The sequence below is a fragment of the Escherichia sp. MR genome, assembly GCF_005280595.1.
Lineage (GTDB): Bacteria > Pseudomonadota > Gammaproteobacteria > Enterobacterales > Enterobacteriaceae > Escherichia > Escherichia ruysiae.
In genome coordinates, this window is the sequence record NZ_SZVK01000001.1 from 187,731 (window position 1) to 206,491 (window position 18,761).

25 protein-coding genes are annotated in these 18,761 nt (G+C 49.3%); 6 read left to right on the forward strand and 19 right to left on the reverse strand.

Features of this window, described 5'->3' with window-relative positions; translation table 11 throughout:
• Positions 1 to 2: 2 nt before the first annotated feature.
• From FC814_RS00950 to FC814_RS00980, 7 genes are all read right to left on the reverse strand, one after another.
• Positions 3 to 500 (reverse strand): glycoside hydrolase family 104 protein, encoded by a 498-nt coding sequence (locus FC814_RS00950; RefSeq protein ID WP_001144091.1) that lies wholly within the window; start codon positions 498 to 500, stop codon positions 3 to 5.
• On the reverse strand, positions 500 to 781 hold the full coding sequence (locus tag FC814_RS00955; RefSeq protein WP_000123123.1) for a phage holin family protein: 282 nt from the start codon (positions 779 to 781) through the stop codon (positions 500 to 502). The genes FC814_RS00950 and FC814_RS00955 overlap by 1 nt, the downstream gene beginning before the upstream one ends.
• 3 nt (positions 782 to 784) lie before the next feature.
• A complete protein-coding gene (locus FC814_RS00960) occupies positions 785 to 988 on the reverse strand; it encodes a tail protein X (RefSeq protein WP_000846409.1) in 204 nt (67 codons plus the stop codon).
• Positions 988 to 1,497 (reverse strand): head completion/stabilization protein, encoded by a 510-nt coding sequence (locus tag FC814_RS00965; RefSeq protein ID WP_000988633.1) that lies wholly within the window; start codon positions 1,495 to 1,497, stop codon positions 988 to 990. The genes FC814_RS00960 and FC814_RS00965 overlap by 1 nt, the downstream gene beginning before the upstream one ends.
• Positions 1,498 to 1,596: 99 nt before the next feature.
• Positions 1,597 to 2,340: a terminase endonuclease subunit gene (locus tag FC814_RS00970; RefSeq protein ID WP_105280163.1), complete on the reverse strand. Its 744-nt coding sequence runs from the start codon at positions 2,338 to 2,340 to the stop codon at positions 1,597 to 1,599.
• Positions 2,341 to 2,343: 3 nt separating this feature from the next.
• The gene (locus tag FC814_RS00975; protein WP_001248569.1) at positions 2,344 to 3,417 is read right to left on the reverse strand and encodes a phage major capsid protein, P2 family; all 1,074 of its coding nucleotides are present in this window, start codon (positions 3,415 to 3,417) and stop codon (positions 2,344 to 2,346) included.
• Positions 3,418 to 3,475: 58 nt separating this feature from the next.
• Complete coding sequence (locus FC814_RS00980; protein WP_001406872.1) at positions 3,476 to 4,330, reverse strand: GPO family capsid scaffolding protein; 855 nt, start codon at positions 4,328 to 4,330, stop codon at positions 3,476 to 3,478.
• Between the two features lie 173 nt (positions 4,331 to 4,503).
• On the opposite strand from FC814_RS00980, the gene FC814_RS00985 reads away from it, so the two are divergent.
• From FC814_RS00985 to FC814_RS00995, 3 genes are all read left to right on the forward strand, one after another.
• Complete coding sequence (locus FC814_RS00985) at positions 4,504 to 6,276, forward strand: terminase ATPase subunit family protein (RefSeq protein ID WP_000156861.1); 1,773 nt, start codon at positions 4,504 to 4,506, stop codon at positions 6,274 to 6,276.
• Entirely contained in the window at positions 6,276 to 7,310 is a 1,035-nt protein-coding gene (locus tag FC814_RS00990) for a phage portal protein (RefSeq protein ID WP_052893703.1), read from the forward strand. The genes FC814_RS00985 and FC814_RS00990 overlap by 1 nt, the downstream gene beginning before the upstream one ends.
• Positions 7,311 to 7,756: 446 nt before the next feature.
• Positions 7,757 to 9,112 carry an FRG domain-containing protein gene (locus FC814_RS00995; RefSeq protein ID WP_137325385.1) on the forward strand — a complete coding sequence of 452 codons (1,356 nt, stop codon included), beginning with the start codon at positions 7,757 to 7,759 and terminating at the stop codon, positions 9,110 to 9,112.
• A 416-nt stretch (positions 9,113 to 9,528) separates the two neighbouring features.
• Here FC814_RS00995 and FC814_RS01000 read toward each other — a convergent pair whose 3' ends face one another.
• From FC814_RS01000 to FC814_RS01050, 12 genes are all read right to left on the reverse strand, one after another.
• A complete protein-coding gene (locus FC814_RS01000; protein ID WP_064773178.1) occupies positions 9,529 to 10,125 on the reverse strand; it encodes a hypothetical protein in 597 nt (198 codons plus the stop codon).
• Positions 10,126 to 10,207: 82 nt separating this feature from the next.
• Positions 10,208 to 10,939, reverse strand: coding sequence for a hypothetical protein (locus FC814_RS01005; RefSeq protein ID WP_137325386.1), 732 nt, complete (start codon positions 10,937 to 10,939; stop codon positions 10,208 to 10,210).
• Positions 10,940 to 11,168: 229 nt separating this feature from the next.
• Positions 11,169 to 11,381 (reverse strand): hypothetical protein, encoded by a 213-nt coding sequence (locus tag FC814_RS01010; RefSeq protein ID WP_024188427.1) that lies wholly within the window; start codon positions 11,379 to 11,381, stop codon positions 11,169 to 11,171.
• Positions 11,381 to 11,833 carry a DUF3850 domain-containing protein gene (locus FC814_RS01015; RefSeq protein WP_137325387.1) on the reverse strand — a complete coding sequence of 151 codons (453 nt, stop codon included), beginning with the start codon at positions 11,831 to 11,833 and terminating at the stop codon, positions 11,381 to 11,383. Before FC814_RS01015 ends, FC814_RS01010 begins: the two co-directional genes overlap by 1 nt.
• Positions 11,833 to 14,118: a replication endonuclease gene (locus FC814_RS01020; protein WP_137325388.1), complete on the reverse strand. Its 2,286-nt coding sequence runs from the start codon at positions 14,116 to 14,118 to the stop codon at positions 11,833 to 11,835. Before FC814_RS01020 ends, FC814_RS01015 begins: the two co-directional genes overlap by 1 nt.
• The gene (locus FC814_RS01025; protein WP_000027664.1) at positions 14,108 to 14,383 is read right to left on the reverse strand and encodes a DUF5405 family protein; all 276 of its coding nucleotides are present in this window, start codon (positions 14,381 to 14,383) and stop codon (positions 14,108 to 14,110) included. Before FC814_RS01025 ends, FC814_RS01020 begins: the two co-directional genes overlap by 11 nt.
• Entirely contained in the window at positions 14,380 to 14,604 is a 225-nt protein-coding gene (locus tag FC814_RS01030; protein ID WP_086730332.1) for a TraR/DksA C4-type zinc finger protein, read from the reverse strand. Before FC814_RS01030 ends, FC814_RS01025 begins: the two co-directional genes overlap by 4 nt.
• Positions 14,604 to 14,906 (reverse strand): DUF5405 family protein, encoded by a 303-nt coding sequence (locus FC814_RS01035; RefSeq protein ID WP_001277958.1) that lies wholly within the window; start codon positions 14,904 to 14,906, stop codon positions 14,604 to 14,606. The genes FC814_RS01030 and FC814_RS01035 overlap by 1 nt, the downstream gene beginning before the upstream one ends.
• Positions 14,906 to 15,130, reverse strand: coding sequence for a DUF2732 family protein (locus tag FC814_RS01040; RefSeq protein WP_000557703.1), 225 nt, complete (start codon positions 15,128 to 15,130; stop codon positions 14,906 to 14,908). Before FC814_RS01040 ends, FC814_RS01035 begins: the two co-directional genes overlap by 1 nt.
• A gap of 63 nt (positions 15,131 to 15,193) precedes the next feature.
• Entirely contained in the window at positions 15,194 to 15,694 is a 501-nt protein-coding gene (locus tag FC814_RS01045; RefSeq protein WP_000217670.1) for a hypothetical protein, read from the reverse strand.
• Positions 15,691 to 15,861, reverse strand: a complete 171-nt coding sequence (locus FC814_RS22785) for a hypothetical protein (protein WP_162883424.1) — start codon at positions 15,859 to 15,861, stop codon at positions 15,691 to 15,693. Before FC814_RS22785 ends, FC814_RS01045 begins: the two co-directional genes overlap by 4 nt.
• A gap of 10 nt (positions 15,862 to 15,871) precedes the next feature.
• Entirely contained in the window at positions 15,872 to 16,228 is a 357-nt protein-coding gene (locus tag FC814_RS01050; RefSeq protein ID WP_137325389.1) for a Cox family DNA-binding protein, read from the reverse strand.
• Positions 16,229 to 16,332: 104 nt separating this feature from the next.
• Between FC814_RS01050 and FC814_RS01055 the strand changes: the two genes are divergently transcribed.
• The 3 genes from FC814_RS01055 (at position 16,333) to pflA (ending at position 18,562) form a co-directional block, all read left to right on the forward strand.
• A complete protein-coding gene (locus FC814_RS01055; protein WP_000072552.1) occupies positions 16,333 to 16,644 on the forward strand; it encodes a helix-turn-helix transcriptional regulator in 312 nt (103 codons plus the stop codon).
• A 93-nt stretch (positions 16,645 to 16,737) separates the two neighbouring features.
• Positions 16,738 to 17,733, forward strand: a complete 996-nt coding sequence (locus tag FC814_RS01060) for a tyrosine-type recombinase/integrase (protein ID WP_000023391.1) — start codon at positions 16,738 to 16,740, stop codon at positions 17,731 to 17,733.
• A 31-nt stretch (positions 17,734 to 17,764) separates the two neighbouring features.
• Positions 17,765 to 18,562 (forward strand): pyruvate formate lyase 1-activating protein, encoded by a 798-nt coding sequence (gene pflA, locus FC814_RS01065; protein ID WP_000067977.1) that lies wholly within the window; start codon positions 17,765 to 17,767, stop codon positions 18,560 to 18,562.
• Positions 18,563 to 18,761: the final 199 nt, after the last annotated feature.

An 18,761-nucleotide genomic window follows, 5' to 3' on the forward strand; every position in this document is an offset into this window, starting at 1 on the left:
GTTTAAGCCGGTACGCCGCCAGCGGTACGCCAGACGGTGACCAGTTTTTCCAGTGAATGCTCACGCTGACCGTAACCGGCACCCGGCAGGGACGCCCAGATATTGCGACAGCGTGAAATGGCGCGCTCAATGCGTCCCGCCCGGATGTCATCCAGTGCACCGCGTTCGCGGATCAACTGAATGGCAAGTCTGTCCTGTGACAACGGACTGAAATCCGGCAGGGCAAGCTGTTTGCGGTAGTGCGGCCAGAACAGGTAAAGCTGCTGATAGCGACCGGAGGCCGTGGACTTTTCACCGCGACGGTTAAACACCTTCGCCGGTCGGCCATGCGCGAACGGGTGGTCACTGTAGTCGGTGAAGATTTCCGGCTTTCCGTCCAGTCCGGTGACTATCACGTCATAGCCCCGTTTTTTCGTCAGCGGATGATTCGCCGTCCCTTCGGACACCGCCAGCATGTCGAGAAAGGCGGCGATATTCTGGTGCGTGTTAATTACCGGCATTACGGTTTCCCCCTGCCCTTAAAGCGGCGCTGAATGGCAATCTCAATCACCTGATAACCGGCGATACCCAGCATGGAGCCGATGCCGCACACCGCAGGCAGTGACAGGTCAGGAAACTGCACCAGAACAACACCGGCAACCATTGAGACAAAACCACCGAGCAACATGCGCCCGATAAACAGACGCGGGGTGATGGGTTCACCACCGGCAAGCACCTTGCCGACAACAATCAGCACTCCAATCATGAAAAGCGACAGGACGCTTTTTTCTTCTGCTGTCATGCGTTACTCCCACAGATTGACAGTTTCAGCCACGGGCGCGGTCTGAACGTCAGGCAGTTCGACGGCGGTGCCGTGTGGCAGCACCGCACCCAGTTCAGCCAGTCCCGGATTTGCGGCGAGCACGGTCTCAACCACGCCCTCAGTGCGCCCGTAATACCGGACACAAATGGCGTCGAGCGTGTCGCCCTGTAGCGCAAAGGTCTTCATCAGATTTGACTCACGATGCAGCGCGGCTTGTCCTGGATACGCGCCACCGCCCAGCGCATATCCCGCCACAGTTCATCAATGGTGCTGTCAATGCTGTCAGCCTTCTTGTCGCCTTTCGCACTGGCATCCACGCCGCGATAACGCTCATAAAGCGACGCGGTCGCCATCGCACACACGGCACGCTCGTAGTAAAAAACTTTGATGCTTTCACCGTCGATGTCGTCCGCCGGAACGTCCGCCAGACGCGTAAAACCGGCGGCAATTTTCTGTTCGCGGTACTCGTACAGCTCCGCATTCGTCTCCGCCATGCCTGACTTGATGGCCTCACGCAGACGGGCGGGGGCGACGGTCTGCTCAAGGCGCATACGTTCCCGGACGCGCTTCGGGTCGATATCGGGAAAAAAGAACGTGTTTTTAATCACCGGCTCGTCGCCTGCCGGTTGCGGGATGACCACCGTACCCTCACCGGACACGGGAGCCTCCTTTCGCGGAATAATCAGCGTCATCATGACTACCTCTGAAAAGTCGGGCGGTGGACGCCGGTGCAGTGTCAGGTGATTCACCCTCACTGACCGGCGTGCCGCCCTGGCGCGGGGCGCATTCGGTTGTTAACTGGCTTTCTTTTTCGGGCGTCCACGTTTTGCCGGTGTCACGCTCCGGGTCTTACGCGGGGCGCGGGTGGCCGCTTTTGGCTGCGGCTCCGGCTTCGGTTTCAGCTCCCGCTCCAGTCGTTCAATCTCTTTTTTGACGCCTGCCTGACAGTCAAGCTGTGTCGCACGTTGCAGGTGAGCCAGCGCACCGGCGGCATCACCAGCGTCACGCAGAAACAGACCGGTGATTTTGTGCAGCTTTGCGCGCACTTCATCAGGCATGTCAGCTGTGGCGGTCAGCTCAAGGGTGTCCGTCAGCAGGCGGGGCTCCACAGACTCACCGGCAGCGTGAGCGCGCATGGCCGCGAGCGCCACCTCCTCGGTGAACATGTACGGCGGGGTGCGGCGGTGTTTACCCGGCATGGTCAGACCGTACTTCAGGGCATAACGGGCAATCTCCAGCGCACCGGCAATATCGCCGGTATCCAGACGCCACAGCATGACCGTCATCAGAATGTCATCCTGTGCACCTTTGCCCTGCTCCAGCACGCCGTTCACCCACGGCAACCAGAACGGCAGCAGTTCGCGTTTTTTCGCGGCCTTCAGCTCTTTTGAATAAATCGCTTTCAGTGTGCGCTGGTCTGCGGCCAGCTTGACCAGCATCTGCTCATAGACAGTTGCATGTCGCAGCGGGGCGGCTTCCCGCTGCGCGGTCATCGCTGCCGAGACCCGCATCATGTGGCGCTGTGCGGGACTCGTCATCGGTTACGCTCCCGGCTCTGCGGTCGCCTTAGCCGGTGTGGAGAAATCACCGACCTTAATTTTTTCCACCAGACAACCGGCGGCGTAGTCTTCCACCACGTAATCAATGTTCATTGACTCGTAGTTCTCCACGCGGTCGAGTTTCGGGTTTTCCTCAATCACGCGGCGATGGCTGTCATCCATGTAGTAGATGGACAGGTTTTCCAGCTTCGTGATGAGCATCGCATCTGCCGGGAAGTACGGGACGCGCACCGCCGGCAGGTTACCGATGCGTTTCTGGCTGATGATGACGTCAGCGGCCAGCATTTCGCTGTTATCCTGCTCCTTGTTAACGATGGGGAAATACTTGTCCGCCAGTAGCTGACGTCCCACAATCACCACAAGGTCAGGGTCTTCCTGATACCACGGCTCAATCAGGTTGTTGGTCGCATCCATCACCAGTGCATCGAGGCTGGCATAATCACCGCCCTTACCCACGCGGATAACCTCAGAGGTGGTATGGCCTTCCTCGTCAGTGACCTTGCTCATCACGCGCGCCGGAGCTTCATTGCGGTATTTCTGCAGCCAGCCGACCGCCACATCCTGCAACATCGGATTGCTGCTGCGGTCAGAGGTTTCGGCACGCTTCACGCCGTTAAAACCGGCCATGATGAAATCAAGGGACTGGCGTTTGATAATGGCGTTACGGACACGGAGCTGGAAATCCTGATAACGCGCCCACAGGTCAAGCGTTTTGTAGCGGATATAAAAATCGAAGTTAATCTGGTCGCATTCGTACTTGTTTGACGCCAGCTTCGAGAAGTCCTTCGGCTGACGCTCGGTGCCACCGGCGGTGTCGGTGGTGCTGGCGATGGAGCCGGTGACACCGATGCCAATTTTTTCCCCTTTCATTTCGCTGACCGGCACAATGTTGATGCGGGTCAGAAAGTCAGAGGACTCCTGCATGGTGTTCATCAGGGTCTGGGTGACCGACGGTTCAACGGTGAATTTTTTCGACACATCACCGGCGTCGATGCCGTTCAGTTCGGCAACACGGGACAGGTAGGCATTAAATTTAAAGCGGGTTTCCTGGCGCATAGTTTTTCCTGAAATTAAGGGTTAATCGTGAAGGTTTTCCCGGACTGACTGACGCCGGTCAGCAGTTCGTCATCAGGGCGTCACCGCCACCACCGGTGGCCTTGCTGCGGCGCTGCTGGGTCAGACTTTCGGTGTGGTCGAGACTGTTTTTCAGGCGGGTGAATGCCTGGCTGGTTTCATCCGCCCTGTCAGTCACCTCCTGCTTAAGTGCGGAAAAGGCGGTTTCCACCTCAGCGAGGCGCTGCTCAGTGGCGCTCAGTTTTTCCTGCACATGTTCAGCAACAGCGGTCACCGCTTCATGCACGTCATTCAGACGGGCGTCATCGCTGGCCTGTTTGCGGCCAAAAATGGATTTCACCTTTTCGGTCAGGGCGGTGAACACGGTTTCAGGCAGGTCTTCAAATTCCAGCTCAACGGGCGTTGCCACTGAAATCAGGTTTTCAGGGCTTAATTTGAAGCGGTTCAGGGGGTTGTGTTTTGCCGTGCGGCAGAATTCCAGGTATTCCGTGCCGAGGCTTGCCGGGTCATCGGTGACGGCCAGCCCCACCAGATAACATTTGCCGGTGTTGGCAAAGTTCGGCTGAATTTCCATTGAGGTGTAGACCTTCTGCGCGGCCTTGTTCATCGCGATAAGGTCATCGGTCGGGGTGATTTTCGCAAACAGCGCCCATTTGCCTTTCAGCGCCGAATCGTCGTCAATCTTTTCCGCCTTCAGTTCGGCCACATCGCCATAACGCTTAAAAATACCGTCAGGCAGGATGCCGCGCAGATGTTCCAGGTTAATGCGGCAACCATAGACACGCGGGTCAAAGGTTTCGGCCATTTCCTGAATATCCTGCGCACTGATGACACGCCCGTCACAGGTGTCACCCTCAACGCCGATACGAAAGAATTTTGAGACTTTTTTTGCCATTGTCAGGAGTCCTGAATAGTGATTAGAGGAGTCACATGTCGGCATCAGTTTCCCGACGATGCGCATCCTCCGCCATCAGTCCCGGATGGCTTATCACTGACACAACAGCACCTTAGCGAATCGCGGGGCGCGACTCAGTAGCCTTGCCGTGTATTCATCACGGCGAGGTATTCATGACCATCACCACAGACACCACTCTTTTACACGACCCGCGTCGTCAGGCGGCGCTGCTGTACTGGCAGGGGTTTTCCGTGCCGCAGATTGCCGCCATGTTGCAGATGAAACGCCCGACGGTGCAGAGCTGGAAACAGCGCGACGGCTGGGACAGCGTTGCCCCCATCAGCCGTGTCGAAATGAGTCTGGAAGCGCGGCTGACCCAGCTCATCATCAAACCGCAGAAAACCGGTGGTGACTTCAAGGAAATTGACCTGCTGGGACGCCAGATTGAACGACTGGCACGGGTAAACCGTTACAGCCAGACCGGCAACGAGGCAGACCTTAATCCGAACGTCGCTAACCGCAACAAAGGCGGGCGTCGCAAACCGAAAAAGAATTTTTTCAGTGACGAGGCCATCGAAAAGCTGGAGCAGATTTTCTTTGAGCAGTCTTTCGACTATCAGTTGCACTGGTATCGCGCCGGGCTTGAGCACCGCATTCGCGATATCCTGAAATCCCGCCAGATTGGCGCGACGTTTTATTTTTCCCGCGAGGCGCTGCTGCGCGCCCTGAAAACCGGTCATAACCAGATTTTTCTGTCGGCCAGTAAAACGCAGGCGTATGTGTTCCGTGAATACATCATCGCCTTTGCCCGTCTGGTTGACGTTGACCTGACCGGTGACCCGATTGTCCTGGGCAATAACGGCGCAAAACTGATTTTTCTCGGCACCAACTCCAACACCGCGCAGAGCCATAACGGCGACCTGTACGTCGACGAGATTTTCTGGATCCCGAATTTTCAGGTACTGCGTAAGGTGGCATCAGGTATGGCCTCACAGAGTCACCTGCGCTCGACCTATTTCTCCACCCCGTCCACGCTGGCGCACGACGCCTACCCGTTCTGGTCGGGTGAACTGTTTAACCGGGGACGCGCCAGCGCCGCCGAACGCGTGGAAATCGACGTCAGTCATAACGCCCTTGCCGGTGGGCTTCTCTGTGCGGACGGCCAGTGGCGGCAGATTGTCACCATTGAGGACGCCCTGAAAGGTGGCTGCACGCTGTTCGACATTGAGCAGCTTAAACGCGAAAACAGCGCCGACGATTTTAAAAACCTGTTCATGTGTGAATTTGTTGACGACAAGGCGTCGGTGTTCCCGTTCGAGGAGCTGCAACGCTGCATGGTCGACACGCTGGAAGAATGGGAAGACTATGCGCCGTTTGCCGCCAATCCGTTCGGCTCCCGCCCGGTATGGATTGGTTACGACCCGTCACACCGTGGCGACAGCGCCGGATGCGTGGTACTGGCACCGCCGGTGGTGGCCGGTGGCAAATTCAGAATACTTGAGCGTCACCAGTGGAAAGGCATGGACTTTGCCACCCAGGCGGAATCCATCCGCAAACTCACCGAAAAATACAACGTCGAATACATCGGTATTGATGCCACCGGCCTCGGTGTCGGCGTGTTCCAGCTTGTGCGCTCGTTCTATCCCGCCGCGCGCGATATCCGCTACACGCCGGAAATGAAAACCGCAATGGTGCTCAAGGCAAAAGACGTTATCCGCCGTGGCTGTCTGGAATATGACGTCAGCGCCACCGACATCACCAGCTCGTTTATGGCTATCCGCAAGACCATGACCAGCAGCGGACGCAGCGCCACCTATGAGGCCAGCCGCAGCGAGGAAGCCAGCCACGCCGACCTCGCCTGGGCGACCATGCACGCCCTGTTAAATGAGCCTCTCACCGCCGGTATCAGCACCCCGCTGACATCCACCATTCTGGAGTTTTACTGATGAGCAAGAAAAAAGGGAAAACACCGCAACCTGCGGCAAAAACAATCACCGCCAGCGCCCCGAAAATGGAGGCATTCACCTTTGGTGAGCCGGTGCCGGTACTCGACCGCCGTGACATTCTGGATTACGTCGAGTGCATCAGTAACGGCAGATGGTATGAGCCGCCGGTCAGCTTTACCGGTCTGGCAAAAAGCCTGCGTGCTGCCGTGCATCACAGCTCCCCGATTTACGTCAAACGTAATATTCTGGCCTCGACATTTATCCCGCATCCGTGGCTGTCCCAGCAGGATTTCAGCCGCTTTGTGCTGGATTTTCTGGTGTTCGGTAATGCGTTTCTGGAAAAGCGTTACAGCACCACCGGTAAGGTCATCAGACTGGAAACCTCACCGGCAAAATATACCCGCCGTGGCGTGGAAGAGGATGTTTACTGGTGGGTGCCTTCCTTCAACGAGCCGACACCTTTCACGCCCGGCTCCGTGTTTCACCTGCTGGAGCCGGATATTAATCAGGAGCTGTACGGCCTGCCGGAATACCTCAGCGCCCTTAACTCTGCCTGGCTGAATGAGTCGGCCACGCTGTTCCGCCGAAAGTATTACGAAAACGGCGCACATGCCGGATACATCATGTACGTCACCGATGCCGTGCAGGATCGCAACGATATCGAAATGCTCCGCGAAAACATGGTTAAATCGAAAGGCCGCAACAACTTTAAAAATCTGTTTCTCTATGCCCCACAGGGGAAAGCTGACGGCATTAAAATTATCCCGCTCAGTGAAGTGGCAACGAAGGACGATTTTTTTAATATCAAAAAAGCCAGTGCCGCAGACCTGCTGGACGCGCACCGCATCCCCTTTCAGTTGATGGGCGGCAAGCCGGAGAACGTCGGGTCGCTGGGTGATATTGAGAAAGTGGCAAAGGTCTTTGTCCGCAATGAGCTTATCCCGTTACAGGACAGGATTCGGGAAATAAACGGCTGGCTCGGTCAGGAGGTCATCCGCTTTAAAAACTACTCACTGGACACTGACAACGGCTGAACATCGCCGCCTGCGGGCGGCTTTTTTACACCCCGTCATCACGCCCTCACACGCTCACCACCGCACAAAACAGCCCGCAGACACACCAACGCCCCAGCACACAATCTAAACGCCATCACGACGCGCTCAGACGCTGAAAAAATAAAATCAGCACCACCGCCAGCGCGCAGTGCTTTCCCCGCCTCGCCCGCCCGCTTCGTGGGGCGGTTTTAATGCAAATGTATAAGCCAGGCGAAAGCACGTCAGTTTTGAGCTCATTTGTATGAAAGGCCAAATAATAGCAAATGCAATTTGATGCAATAATGTACGCAAAACTACCTTCCCACAGAGTCAAACATAGACTGACAGTTTTCTCTGGTAGTGCTGAATCAGATCTGGCAATCTACATCGCCCTTACGACAACATTAAGACAATCAATGTCATTTCTTAAGTAAAAAGGAGTTAGAATGTTTAATCTCATTATCGGGGGTGAGCCCTCTGTGTTTGATAGATGGCCATCTATGGATCCTAATATTAAAAATGGGGAAGATAGTTTCTCTCTTTCCCGAATGCTAGAAGGTACACCATCCTTACTTTATAAAAAATTAACACCAGTAAGCCCTATAACTTTAGCCGCTCTATCTAAGCTACCTGTTCTTTTCATGACTGAAATATACGATAAAGACGGTGACAAAAATAGATATTTAAGAGTAAGACTTGGAAAAGTCGGCAACTTACACATAGATAATGATGATGTTTGTTATCACTTTGAAATCGTTCATGATTTTGGCGAAATCAAGAACCCCGAAATAAAACAATATAAAGAAATATTAGACTTAGGTGCTTATGGTCTTAGCAGAACCCACTGGGCAGTTAAAGATAAAAAATTAAGAGAAACACTGCTAAAACTTGAGCTAAATAAAACCAAAAACGATACAACTGAAAAAATTCTCTCTAACACATCCAAAATTGGAAACATCAAAAGAACATCAAAAATAAGAAAAATAAAGAGCTTAAAGGAATATATCAGTTTTATAGAAAAATCCAACAATTCAAACTCTGAAATTTTTTATAGAGGACATTCACGAAATAAATATGAACTTATCCCATCTCTTTTCCGGAAACATGATAACGGGACTCATAAGCACCTTGATTCAGAATCATCTATGGTTCGTGAAATTCTGTCAGCAAGGCCTAATGAATTTATATCTGATAATTTTACGATCGATAAACTAGTTAGAATGCAGCATTATGGTTTACCTACAAGATTGCTAGATATTACATCCAACCCGCTAATTGCTTTATATTTTGCATGCTGTGAAGATCCTGAAGACACCGGACAAGTCATCTCGTTTCCTACAGAAAGAAAAAATATCAAATATTTTGACTCTGATACTGTTAGCTGTATAGCCAATCTGGCATTTATGCCACACAATATCTTAAGCACTATATCAAAAAGCTTAATTGAAAACGACAAATCTCACGCAAAAGAACTACTCAATAAACTTTTAGATCATATTCAAGCTGAAAAACCATATTTTAAAAAAAATATAGACCTGCATGATCTTCGGAAAATACTATTCATCCGCGCCAGAATAAATAATGAACGCATTCAATCACAGTCTGGCGCATTTCTATTATTTGGTCACGAGGCAGTACTCCCAGAGACAACAGAAGACTTTCCTCTTGACAGAGTTGACATAATTAATAAAGAAATAATCTTGAAAGAACTTGCACAATTGAACATTACTGAGAGCACTGTTTATCCAAGTATAGAAAAGACAGCTTCTGAAATCGCAAAGAAATATATGTCTGACATTTAAAAGAAATATTACAATTGTGCGTAAGAATCAGACATAACGATATTTTGACTCTTTACCACATAGTGAGCACAGGCCTCTTGGATACGTACCCTTCAAAAAGGCTATGAACCTTAACTTTATTAATTGTAGTTTGAACTGACGCTGTATAGTGGTCAAGCGATATTGACCACTATTTTTCAGTAAAAAAAGATATCTACGCTCCGGTTCTTTCAGCGTTACCCCACCATTGTAAATAGTGAGTTTCGGCACTACGCTAATAATTTAGAATAAAACCACTAACTATATCAGTATTAATATAACGTCCAGAAGTGCTCATTGTTCAACTCCATCAGTGCTGAAGGACAGCTCCAGCACTACTGACGTTATCAAACTTTTATCATAACTAATGTAAGTTATCATTAAGGGATAATAAAAATTTACCCTCTATTTTTAATTAAACACCTAATTCTTAGAGGGGTAGCCGAATCTTCAAAATGAGGTACCTCTACAAAAAGAAACTCCCTATCATCTACAAGTGAAACAATATGTTTAGATAATAAACATTCAATTCTCTCTAAGTATGAAGGTACTTTTCTATGAAAAGCCAGCGAGTTTTCGCTTATCCTGTATGGGTTTCTAACATGAATATGAGTTGAACATTCATCATACAGTGCAATAAATTGTTTTTTTGTTAAATATCCACCTTTCAATTTCTTCCACCCGTCATTGGTAAATGATGATACAGGTAACGGGTAAAAATTTGGATTTATTTTTTCTAACTCACTTATAATACGCTTGGCTTTCCATACACCATCAATACTCTTCGCAACAGTCTTATAGGATTCCTCATATGAAATTAACGATGAAAATGCGATAAGCTCCAATAACTTTCTGAGTTGTAACGCTTCTATTTCTATTAAAACTTGAAGATAAAGTCCTCCTGTATGTCCGGATGCTAAATCATGTAGCGTTTCAATTCTTTTTCTACACTCAAACATTAACTTGAGATATTTATTCCTTTTTTTTGAATTCATTTAAATCGACTCCTTATCAATTTACCCAAATCATAAAAAAGCCATATTATGGCTTAAACATAACATGGCCTAGCCCTTCACTTTAGTTATCAATTATTGAAGTTACCTCACCAGTTCGAACATTGACGCGCGCCGCAACGGTCTGTTTCACCACTCCGCCATAAGCATTAGTTCCACGAAATGTGGTTTTCACAATGGCGTGCGGGTCTTTATTCAAAACCAAATGATATACCGTTGACACATGTTTATAAGATGAATCATCGTTCATATTATCTTTAATTAGTTTTTCCAATGGACGATAAGAACCATCCCAACCACTAAAATTGCTCTGAAATGTATCAAGATTGATTTTATTGTTTAGTGAATTCGGGTCATTTTCATAATCATTAAAGCACCACCCAAGAACATCACCGAGTTTCAACTCATCATCTTTGGTAAATGTATACTCACTCATGCAGGCATAAAATGCATCTGATGCGGTGACTGGCACTTTCTTAAAGTTAATGTAACTATTCACAATATCGTGTCGAGTCTTCATTGGCTCGTTCCGATATTCCTTGAGTGTTTTTTCAGTATATTCGAATGTTTTTTGAGCCTGGTGTTCTGCTACGGTTGCTGTTTCAGTTTTAGCAACTGGCTGGCTTTTTTCTGTTGGGTAGAGTATTGAACCAATTATGCTCAATGCAAAACCACCTCCGAGATAAACCGCACTTGCACGTTTACGGTTTGGCATCCGCACCAGTGATGGCTTGATTAACCCGATGAAAAAAGCAACGAAAAAAGCGAGTGATAGAAAAGCGATTACAATATCCATAGCTATCCTTTTTGCATCATCCACATAAAAAATCGACCTTATGTTAGCAACAGGAAGCTTACTTTTGAATATTTGTAAGTTGTTAGCTTTAGCTCTCCGGGCTAACTCCTTTCAACCGTCAAAAACCAGCACCAACGCAGTAAAAATATGACTGTCAACTAACGCCTCGCTTCGCTCGTTGTTCAACGCCGCCAGCCCTGAAAACAAGTTTCACGACTGGCGGCGTTCTCTATCGTCTGCGTGGTGGTGGCGCAACTCTGGACTGACCGATACCGATATAGTTAAGTCGCCCGTAATTATCCCGGACTATTTCGGCACACCCGACTAGTTCATCGGGCGTCAGATTTTCGTTGACCATAATCTGCTGTAGACGGTGAACAATGGCCATCAGCTTGATATTTTTAGTTTTATGGTGCGGTATCTCGCCTGGTATTCTGTGCATTATCCGAGCCACCCGTTTTGCTGTGCACGCTCCATCTGTTCATCTGAATAGTTCCATGCTCCATCCGTGGCAACCATTGCCCCGCCAGACATCCCCGTCTCTGGTTCATACATAACAGCAAGGCCGAGCTGATGCATAATTTCATGATTAATTCTGAATACCAGACCACGCTCACTAAGTTCTTTCCAGTTCACAATCTCATATGCGCCTGTAATAAGCCGCTCAATACTTAGCAAGACATAATCTTCCAGCCAGTCTGACAGGTCAGTAACATCTGTTATCCGGGCTTCAACCTTTCGCCCCGTATACACACCCTGCACCCATTCATGCAAAATCAACGTGTCCCCGCACTCATAATTACGGTCATTTTTCCGAAACTCTGCACGTTTATGTCCTTCCAGCACAAGGTCGAAATATTTTGCGTGCAGCTTTACCTCGTGAATTTTTGCCATTATGTCCACTCCATTACTGTTGAGAATCCCGGCCACTCATCAGCGACCGGATACGTGAATTTTTTCCCGTCGTAATTTACGGTCGCGCCACGCGCCAGCGTCTCAAGCTCCCATCGCTGAGGTCTGATACCGTTCTGACCAAGGTCAACGCGGATACGGGTGATTTGCATTCGTTCCGACCGGGTCAGTCTGGCCGATGGCGCAATTTCATGCGGTTTTAACGGGCTTCCGTTTCTTTGCTGACGATTTGGTGTTCTCATGTCGTGTTTTAATGCACCCCTGAGCGCCCTCACGACCTCCGGGTCAGTCCATTCGATAACACCGTCATCTACCAGATTAAGCACTGCTGCGGCGTGTTCAGAAGGCGTGGGAGCCGGTAACGAAGTATCACCACCGGTGAGCTTTCCACAGTTATTGACAGGACTCCGAGGCGCGGCGATGCCGCTTTTTAAAGTCAAAGGCTCAACGACCGGAACTTTCGGCACAATGCGCCAGTCCGTCGTTCTGGTGATATGAATATGACGCGCGCCGAGATGCGGCGCGTAAATGCCGACCACTCTCTCGACTTCTTCCTCGTACTCGTTAACTTCATCCGACGGGCTACGGGCGACTCTGACAGTCTGACAATCGCGCGGGACATTTGCCCCACCCTGCGCGCTGATATACAACGCAAAATCACCACTGTCTGCGGCGGCGCGTGCAGCCTCGACGCGCTCGTCAAACTCATCAGCAATGCTGACGCCGCGCGGCAATTTGCGTAGTTCACGGTAAGCCCCCATTGTCGGCAGGCCAACCGTTTTAAATTGCGGGATGCGCCACGTTGACGCCCATGCGGTAACAGCCGCTGCAGTGTCTTTCAGCGGCCTGCCGGTGTCGTTATCGAGCTGACCATCCAGTGCATAGCCGTCGATGTTTTTTGAAATGTATTTCGCGATATATCCCGCAGCACCGCCCCGGTTAAGGTGTTTTGCCTGAAAACGGTTTCGCGCGGCTCCTCTTTCGTCGCCATCCTCTTTGAGCGCATAGCGACGCATGATTTCGATAATCTGGTTACGCTGGCGTGAATTACAAAAAAGCATCATATGCCAGTGCGGCGTTCCGTCGTGGTGTGGCTCGACGACACGCAAACCGTAGACCTGTAAATCATTATCCTTGAATGCCGTGCGCATCAGGCTCCAGATACGGCAGAGATAACGCTGCGCATCCTTTGGATTAAATGCCTCATCGTTCCAGCCGTGATTAAGCTGCACGGTTTTACTTTCGCCTTTTCCTACCTGACGTGTCGGGTGATACTTTGACGGCGCGGTCAGCGTGATAAACATCCCCACATCACCCTCTGCAGCGGCGTAACGCTCAATACCGGCAATGGTGTTCATCAGCTCCATCCGGCGAATTTCAGGATTAGAAATACTGCCCATCACCTTACTGATAAGGTCGATGCGCTCGCCGGTTTCCCTGTTTTCAAGGTCACACGATTTAAGAAATTCCAGATTTGCCTGGCGGCGCGCACGCACATCACGAATGGCGTGTTTACTGGCATAAGGAGAACGGTCTTTATTGACCTCCCCGACAGCTATCAGTAACGCTTCATGCCAGCGCATACGCTGGCCTTTAAGCTGATGAGTCCACCACTCATCGTTAAACAGACGGGCAATGGCAGAATATGCCTGCCTCGTGGTCATCTGTCTTTTACGGTATTTTTTCCAGTAGAGAGGAGAAATATTGAAAGCTCGTGCAGCGCCAGCAACATGACCATACAGGTGATCCTGAGCCTCATCCGTAAACAGTGATTCTTTTTCGCCATGCGCATCCACCCAGGCATCGCTGAGTTCCTCATACATCATGAAAAGCTGCGATGAGATACGGGCGGCAAACTTTTTCAGCTCCTTGTCATTCATTCCCGGCAGGCGCGCATAGTGATCACGCTCTGCCAGAAACAGCAACGACGCGTCGGTGTTCATTTCATGGCGCTGATTCACACGCTCAATGCGCGGCCATAAACGACGCTGAAAAGTGGATGTGAGGAAATAAAACCCGTGCACCGGGCTTTTATTGCGCCGGATGTAGTCATAGCGTGAAGTAAACAGCGAGCGCAAAAAGTAAGGCAGGCGGTTAATCGTGGATAAAACACCTTGCACCTGACGCATCTCGTCACGTGTAAGGGGTCTTTCGCGCCCGACGGCCTCGCGTGGCGCGTTCCATGCATAAGCACCGGTAAACGTCTTACCGGTGCCTGCGGCAAATGCTGACGGAGGGACAAAACGCCCGGAGGCTTTAACGGCCATATGAGCCAAAAGCCTCTGAACAACGCTTGCTGAGTTGCTCAACCTGCGCGTTTAAATCAGCAAAAGACTTTGCGCTTCCGGTCAGAATATCGTGATGCATCAGGCCGGAAACGAGCTGGCTTAATTTCGGGTAATAACCAACCACCGCCAGCCATTCCTGACCGGCGTTTTTACCGCTTTCAGCTCTCTTTTTCTCGTGGAGAATAAACTGAAAGCTGTCACTGGTAACGACATAACGTTCGCCAATTTCAATACGAATACTCATGCCGTTCTCCGGTAATGTTTGTTTTTTGCTTCAAAAACTGACTGACAGGAAACACAACGCGTGGCTGACGGATAAGCCGCACGACGGGCAGCAGGTATTGGCGCGTCACACTCTTCGCAAACCAGCGCAGAAGCACCGCAATGTTTTACCCTTGCCGCGTTAATCTGGCGCTCCAGTAATTCAGCCTGTTGTGCCTGAATAAAATCTACGTTGTCCGGCATTACCAGTTCCTTTTGTCGTTAAGGTTTTTAAATTCATCAGCGCAATAGCTGGCGATTTCTGTCGTTAATTTCGTCAGTTCATCCACGGAGGAGATTTGCTTGTGAAACACAGCGCGTTTAACAAGCAAATTGACCACATCAGACAGGAGGTTTAATTCGTTCTGATAAATCGCGATAACAGACTCAGTTATTTCGCGTTTTTCTTTATCAAGACCAAGTTGAATAAGAGACAAATCGCCATTTTTCATAACGGCGATTTTTAAGGCGTTATTCAGTAATACAACTGAACGAGAACAGGACATCAAAGCACCTCCCCGCGAGACAATCCGATATTGTGAAATTTTTCCGACTCCTGACTGAGCAGCTCGACTATCTCCACGCGGGATAACTCCGCCTTTGTGATGTGGCGAATCATGGCATCAAGATGAGAAGAAAAGCGCGTCGCAGCGTCGGCCTGTGCTTCGGTTCTGGCCTGTTGCAGCAGTAATGCGTATTTACCGCACTGATTTTCAGAAACTGTATGCATAACTTTCTCCAGGCAAAAAGAAGCCCCGCACGATTAAGTGCGTTAAAAACTCTGGTTAATTACTTAATGCAGATATTGCTCTGGTTTTACCGACGTCAGAATTGTCGGTGCATACTCAAACAGGCTGAATAATTCACGTAATGCACGGAATAAAGCATCACGCCAGTAACATGACTCTTCATTAATTCGCCAGTATGGCTGGTTAAATTCTTTTTCAGTCAATCCGGCATGCATAAATAAAGTACGACGCTGACTGACTGTTAAAAAACTAATATATGCATACTCACTTGCACCGACCTGACGACGTTTTGAGAATGCGCCACGCAATTCATCAATTGCACAAACCAGTCGTTCACGTTCGACGTCGTTCATTTCTTCAAAACGCATCGTTGCGTGACGCTGTTTTAACTGTGCATGAAAGCAAACCGTTAGCCGTTCGCGCTCCATCATCTGATTATAATAATCACATGTATCCTGCCAGCGAGGGACGGCAAGATGCTTGCCAATTATCCGGCGCATAGCTGCTGGCTGTTTTTCAACGAGATTGAGCGTCATCACTGTCATTTCCAGACCCTCCGGCTTTTCAGAAAGGTCAGAGCCTTTTTTAACGGACTCTGTTTTTTGGTGCGGATAATGATTCCCTTACGCCCCTTACCGTGGGTGATGGTGAAGTCAATCGCCCTGGGGCTTTCGTTACGCAATAACTGAGCAATACAACGAGGCTCCTTCATCCTTTCCACCTTAAGCCGCACGGCCATGTCTTGATTTGCTATAACTAATGCGATTTTTCCAGTCGTGCCATTCTGATGGAGCTTCATCGACTAGCTGTGCTGCGTACTTGTCCCACTCACGACGATTAATCCATAACTCAGCATGACCTCCCGGCTTTAATGGGTCTGCCATGTAAAAGGCAGGCAGCTTGCCTGCTTTCGCCATTTCAGCTACAGCGCGAGGCGTCTTACCGATGTAAAGAGCAAAACCCTCTTTCGAGAGTAGATCCGACGGTGCGGCAGCGAGCTTGATGTCACATTTTTTACTTTTTGTGAGATCAGATAATTTTTCTCCAACATCGTTATTCATTTCTGATCCAATACTCATTTTGATATCCTCAACTTTGGTGCCATTCAACCAGAGCTATTTGAAGCCGCTCTGCGTTGTTCTGGCTTGTCGCATGCAACATAAATTACGAGATACGACAATTCATGTCAAATACACAAATCACATCTCAAGCAGAGAAACTCGCACTTATTAGGGAGTCAGAAAGGATGACAAGGAAGCAAGTCGCTGAATTAACTGGGATTAACTACAACACCTATGCTGGATATGAGCAGGGAAAAGTAAAGATGTCTTTTGACGCAGGTATGAAATTTTTCAAGCCAGAAAGATTTCGCAAGTACCGTGACTGGTTCATGTTTGATGAAACTGATCCCGCTGGCGGACAAATAGCCCCGGCGCTCGCGCACATTGGGCAAGACTCAACAACCTTGCACCACTCAGACCAAAAGACTGGCTGACGATTTATTCAGCATATGTGTGCAGTAAATGTACGAAAGAAAATTGCATTAATTTTCAAGTAGTAGAAGTAAACAGCGTCATCGGAGGGCTTTATGTCTATTAAAAAGCTCGATGATGGTCGTTATGAAGTGGACGTCAGACCGCAGGGTGCAGATGGAAAACGTATCAGGCGGAAATTTAAAACTAAGGGTGAAGCTCAAGCATTCGAACGTCATGTCCTGGTTAACTACCACAACAAAGAGTGGTTGGAGAAGCCAGCCGACCGCCGAACTCTTACAGAGTTGTTAGGCAGATGGTGGATATATCACGGAAAATCACATGAGCGTGGAGATATTGAACGGGGGCGTTTGACGACAATAATCGCCAAATTTGCAGAAATGGGAGTGTCCAGAGCTGACCAGCTAACAAAGAAAACGATAACTGATTATCGCGTTGTAATGATGAACGATGGTCTTAAACCAGCCAGCGTAAATCGGCATCTGGCAATAATGAGCGGGATGTTCACCAAGTTAATTGACGCCGGTGAATACCACTCTCACAACCCGTTCCGTGAGGTTAAGCGGTTACGTGAAGCTGTTACGGAAATGGCTTTTTTGTCCAGTGAAGAGATTACGCGGCTGTTATCCATGCTTGATGGTGATGAATTAAATGCAACTCTGGTCTGCCTTTCTACTGGTGGACGCTGGAGTGAAGTGTCAAATTTAAAAGCTGAACACATCATTAACCAGATGGTTACGTTTATGAAAACTAAAAACGGAAAGCGCAGGACAATTCCCGTGTCGCAGGACCTGATTAAACGGATCAAGACCAAAAATTCAGGCAGGCTTTTTAATGCCAGTTACTACAAAGTGCGCAACGCTCTCAGGGAAGTAAAACCCGATTTACCTGACGGACAGGCAGTGCATGTTTTGAGGCATACATTTGCCACACATTTTATAATGAATGGAGGTAACATAATCACATTGCAGCGCATCCTGGGTCATTCTAACATTCAGCAAACTATGACCTACGCACACTTTGCACCGGATTTCTTACAAGATGCTGTGACTCTTAACCCGGTGTCAGGAATGTCCATAATGCGTCCATAAACCAGAGTTAACTAGAGCCAATTGAAGCGATATGAGTAATTTAACTAATTGTAATACAACAGAAAATACCGCTGCGGCGGGGGCTACCAAGTCAGTTATTGGTCGCATTCACTCCTTTGAATCCTGTGGAACCGTAGACGGTCCAGGTATTCGCTTTATCACCTTTTTCCAGGGCTGCCTGATGCGCTGCCTGTATTGTCATAACCGCGACACCTGGGACACGCATGGCGGTAAAGAAGTTACCGTTGAAGATTTAATGAAGGAAGTGGTGACCTATCGCCACTTTATGAACGCTTCCGGCGGCGGCGTTACCGCATCCGGTGGTGAAGCAATCCTGCAAGCCGAGTTCGTTCGCGACTGGTTCCGCGCCTGCAAAAAAGAAGGCATTCATACCTGTCTGGACACTAACGGTTTTGTTCGTCGTTACGATCCAGTAATTGATGAACTTCTGGAAGTGACCGACCTGGTAATGCTCGATCTCAAACAGATGAACGACGAAATCCACCAGAATCTGGTAGGCGTTTCCAACCATCGTACACTCGAGTTTGCTAAATATCTGGCGAACAAAAATGTGAAAGTCTGGATACGTTATGTCGTAGTACCTGGCTGGTCTGACGATGACGATTCAGCTCATCGCCTCGGTGAATTTACTCGCGATATGGGTAACGTCGAAAAAATCGAGCTCCTCCCCTACCATGAGTTAGGCAAACATAAGTGGGTGGCGATGGGCGAAGAGTACAAACTCGACGGTGTGAAACCACCGAAAAAAGAAACCATGGAGCGAGTGAAAGGGATTCTTGAGCAATATGGTCATAAAGTGATGTTCTAAAACATCATATTTCGACCTGGGCTCCTTCCTTTAGTAGTAATGAGTAAATCAGCGTTGAGAACATGCTCGACGCTGATTTACTAGACTTAATTTCCGAGATTTAAACTTCTGATTCTACCTCGTTACCAGTCGGCGTAAGGTATCAGCGGCTGCGGCGGTAAATCCATGTCTCCCTGCCATCCGGCGGCGGAATACCGCA

Excerpts from the sequence above, each read along its gene's own strand:
- FC814_RS01060 (WP_000023391.1), top strand. The coding sequence starts at position 16,738 with ATGTCTATTAAAAAGCTCGATGATGGTCGTTATGAAGTGGACGTCAGA.
- FC814_RS00975 (WP_001248569.1), bottom strand. The coding sequence starts at position 3,417 with ATGCGCCAGGAAACCCGCTTTAAATTTAATGCCTACCTGTCCCGTGTT.
- FC814_RS01000 (WP_064773178.1), bottom strand. The coding sequence starts at position 10,125 with ATGAATTCAAAAAAAAGGAATAAATATCTCAAGTTAATGTTTGAGTGT.
- FC814_RS00950 (WP_001144091.1), bottom strand. The coding sequence starts at position 500 with ATGCCGGTAATTAACACGCACCAGAATATCGCCGCCTTTCTCGACATG.
- FC814_RS00955 (WP_000123123.1), bottom strand. The coding sequence starts at position 781 with ATGACAGCAGAAGAAAAAAGCGTCCTGTCGCTTTTCATGATTGGAGTG.
- FC814_RS01010 (WP_024188427.1), bottom strand. The coding sequence starts at position 11,381 with ATGCACAGAATACCAGGCGAGATACCGCACCATAAAACTAAAAATATC.
- FC814_RS00970 (WP_105280163.1), bottom strand. The coding sequence starts at position 2,340 with ATGACGAGTCCCGCACAGCGCCACATGATGCGGGTCTCGGCAGCGATG.
- FC814_RS00965 (WP_000988633.1), bottom strand. The coding sequence starts at position 1,497 with ATGATGACGCTGATTATTCCGCGAAAGGAGGCTCCCGTGTCCGGTGAG.
- FC814_RS01055 (WP_000072552.1), top strand. The coding sequence starts at position 16,333 with ATGTCAAATACACAAATCACATCTCAAGCAGAGAAACTCGCACTTATT.
- FC814_RS00960 (WP_000846409.1), bottom strand. The coding sequence starts at position 988 with ATGAAGACCTTTGCGCTACAGGGCGACACGCTCGACGCCATTTGTGTC.
- FC814_RS01020 (WP_137325388.1), bottom strand. The coding sequence starts at position 14,118 with ATGGCCGTTAAAGCCTCCGGGCGTTTTGTCCCTCCGTCAGCATTTGCC.
- FC814_RS00990 (WP_052893703.1), top strand. The coding sequence starts at position 6,276 with ATGAGCAAGAAAAAAGGGAAAACACCGCAACCTGCGGCAAAAACAATC.
- FC814_RS22785 (WP_162883424.1), bottom strand. The coding sequence starts at position 15,861 with ATGAAGGAGCCTCGTTGTATTGCTCAGTTATTGCGTAACGAAAGCCCC.
- FC814_RS01015 (WP_137325387.1), bottom strand. The coding sequence starts at position 11,833 with ATGGCAAAAATTCACGAGGTAAAGCTGCACGCAAAATATTTCGACCTT.
- FC814_RS01045 (WP_000217670.1), bottom strand. The coding sequence starts at position 15,694 with ATGACAGTGATGACGCTCAATCTCGTTGAAAAACAGCCAGCAGCTATG.
- FC814_RS00995 (WP_137325385.1), top strand. The coding sequence starts at position 7,757 with ATGTTTAATCTCATTATCGGGGGTGAGCCCTCTGTGTTTGATAGATGG.
- FC814_RS01040 (WP_000557703.1), bottom strand. The coding sequence starts at position 15,130 with ATGCATACAGTTTCTGAAAATCAGTGCGGTAAATACGCATTACTGCTG.
- FC814_RS01050 (WP_137325389.1), bottom strand. The coding sequence starts at position 16,228 with ATGAGTATTGGATCAGAAATGAATAACGATGTTGGAGAAAAATTATCT.
- FC814_RS00980 (WP_001406872.1), bottom strand. The coding sequence starts at position 4,330 with ATGGCAAAAAAAGTCTCAAAATTCTTTCGTATCGGCGTTGAGGGTGAC.
- FC814_RS01030 (WP_086730332.1), bottom strand. The coding sequence starts at position 14,604 with ATGCCGGACAACGTAGATTTTATTCAGGCACAACAGGCTGAATTACTG.
- FC814_RS01005 (WP_137325386.1), bottom strand. The coding sequence starts at position 10,939 with ATGGATATTGTAATCGCTTTTCTATCACTCGCTTTTTTCGTTGCTTTT.
- FC814_RS00985 (WP_000156861.1), top strand. The coding sequence starts at position 4,504 with ATGACCATCACCACAGACACCACTCTTTTACACGACCCGCGTCGTCAG.
- FC814_RS01025 (WP_000027664.1), bottom strand. The coding sequence starts at position 14,383 with ATGAGTATTCGTATTGAAATTGGCGAACGTTATGTCGTTACCAGTGAC.
- pflA (WP_000067977.1), top strand. The coding sequence starts at position 17,765 with ATGAGTAATTTAACTAATTGTAATACAACAGAAAATACCGCTGCGGCG.
- FC814_RS01035 (WP_001277958.1), bottom strand. The coding sequence starts at position 14,906 with ATGTCCTGTTCTCGTTCAGTTGTATTACTGAATAACGCCTTAAAAATC.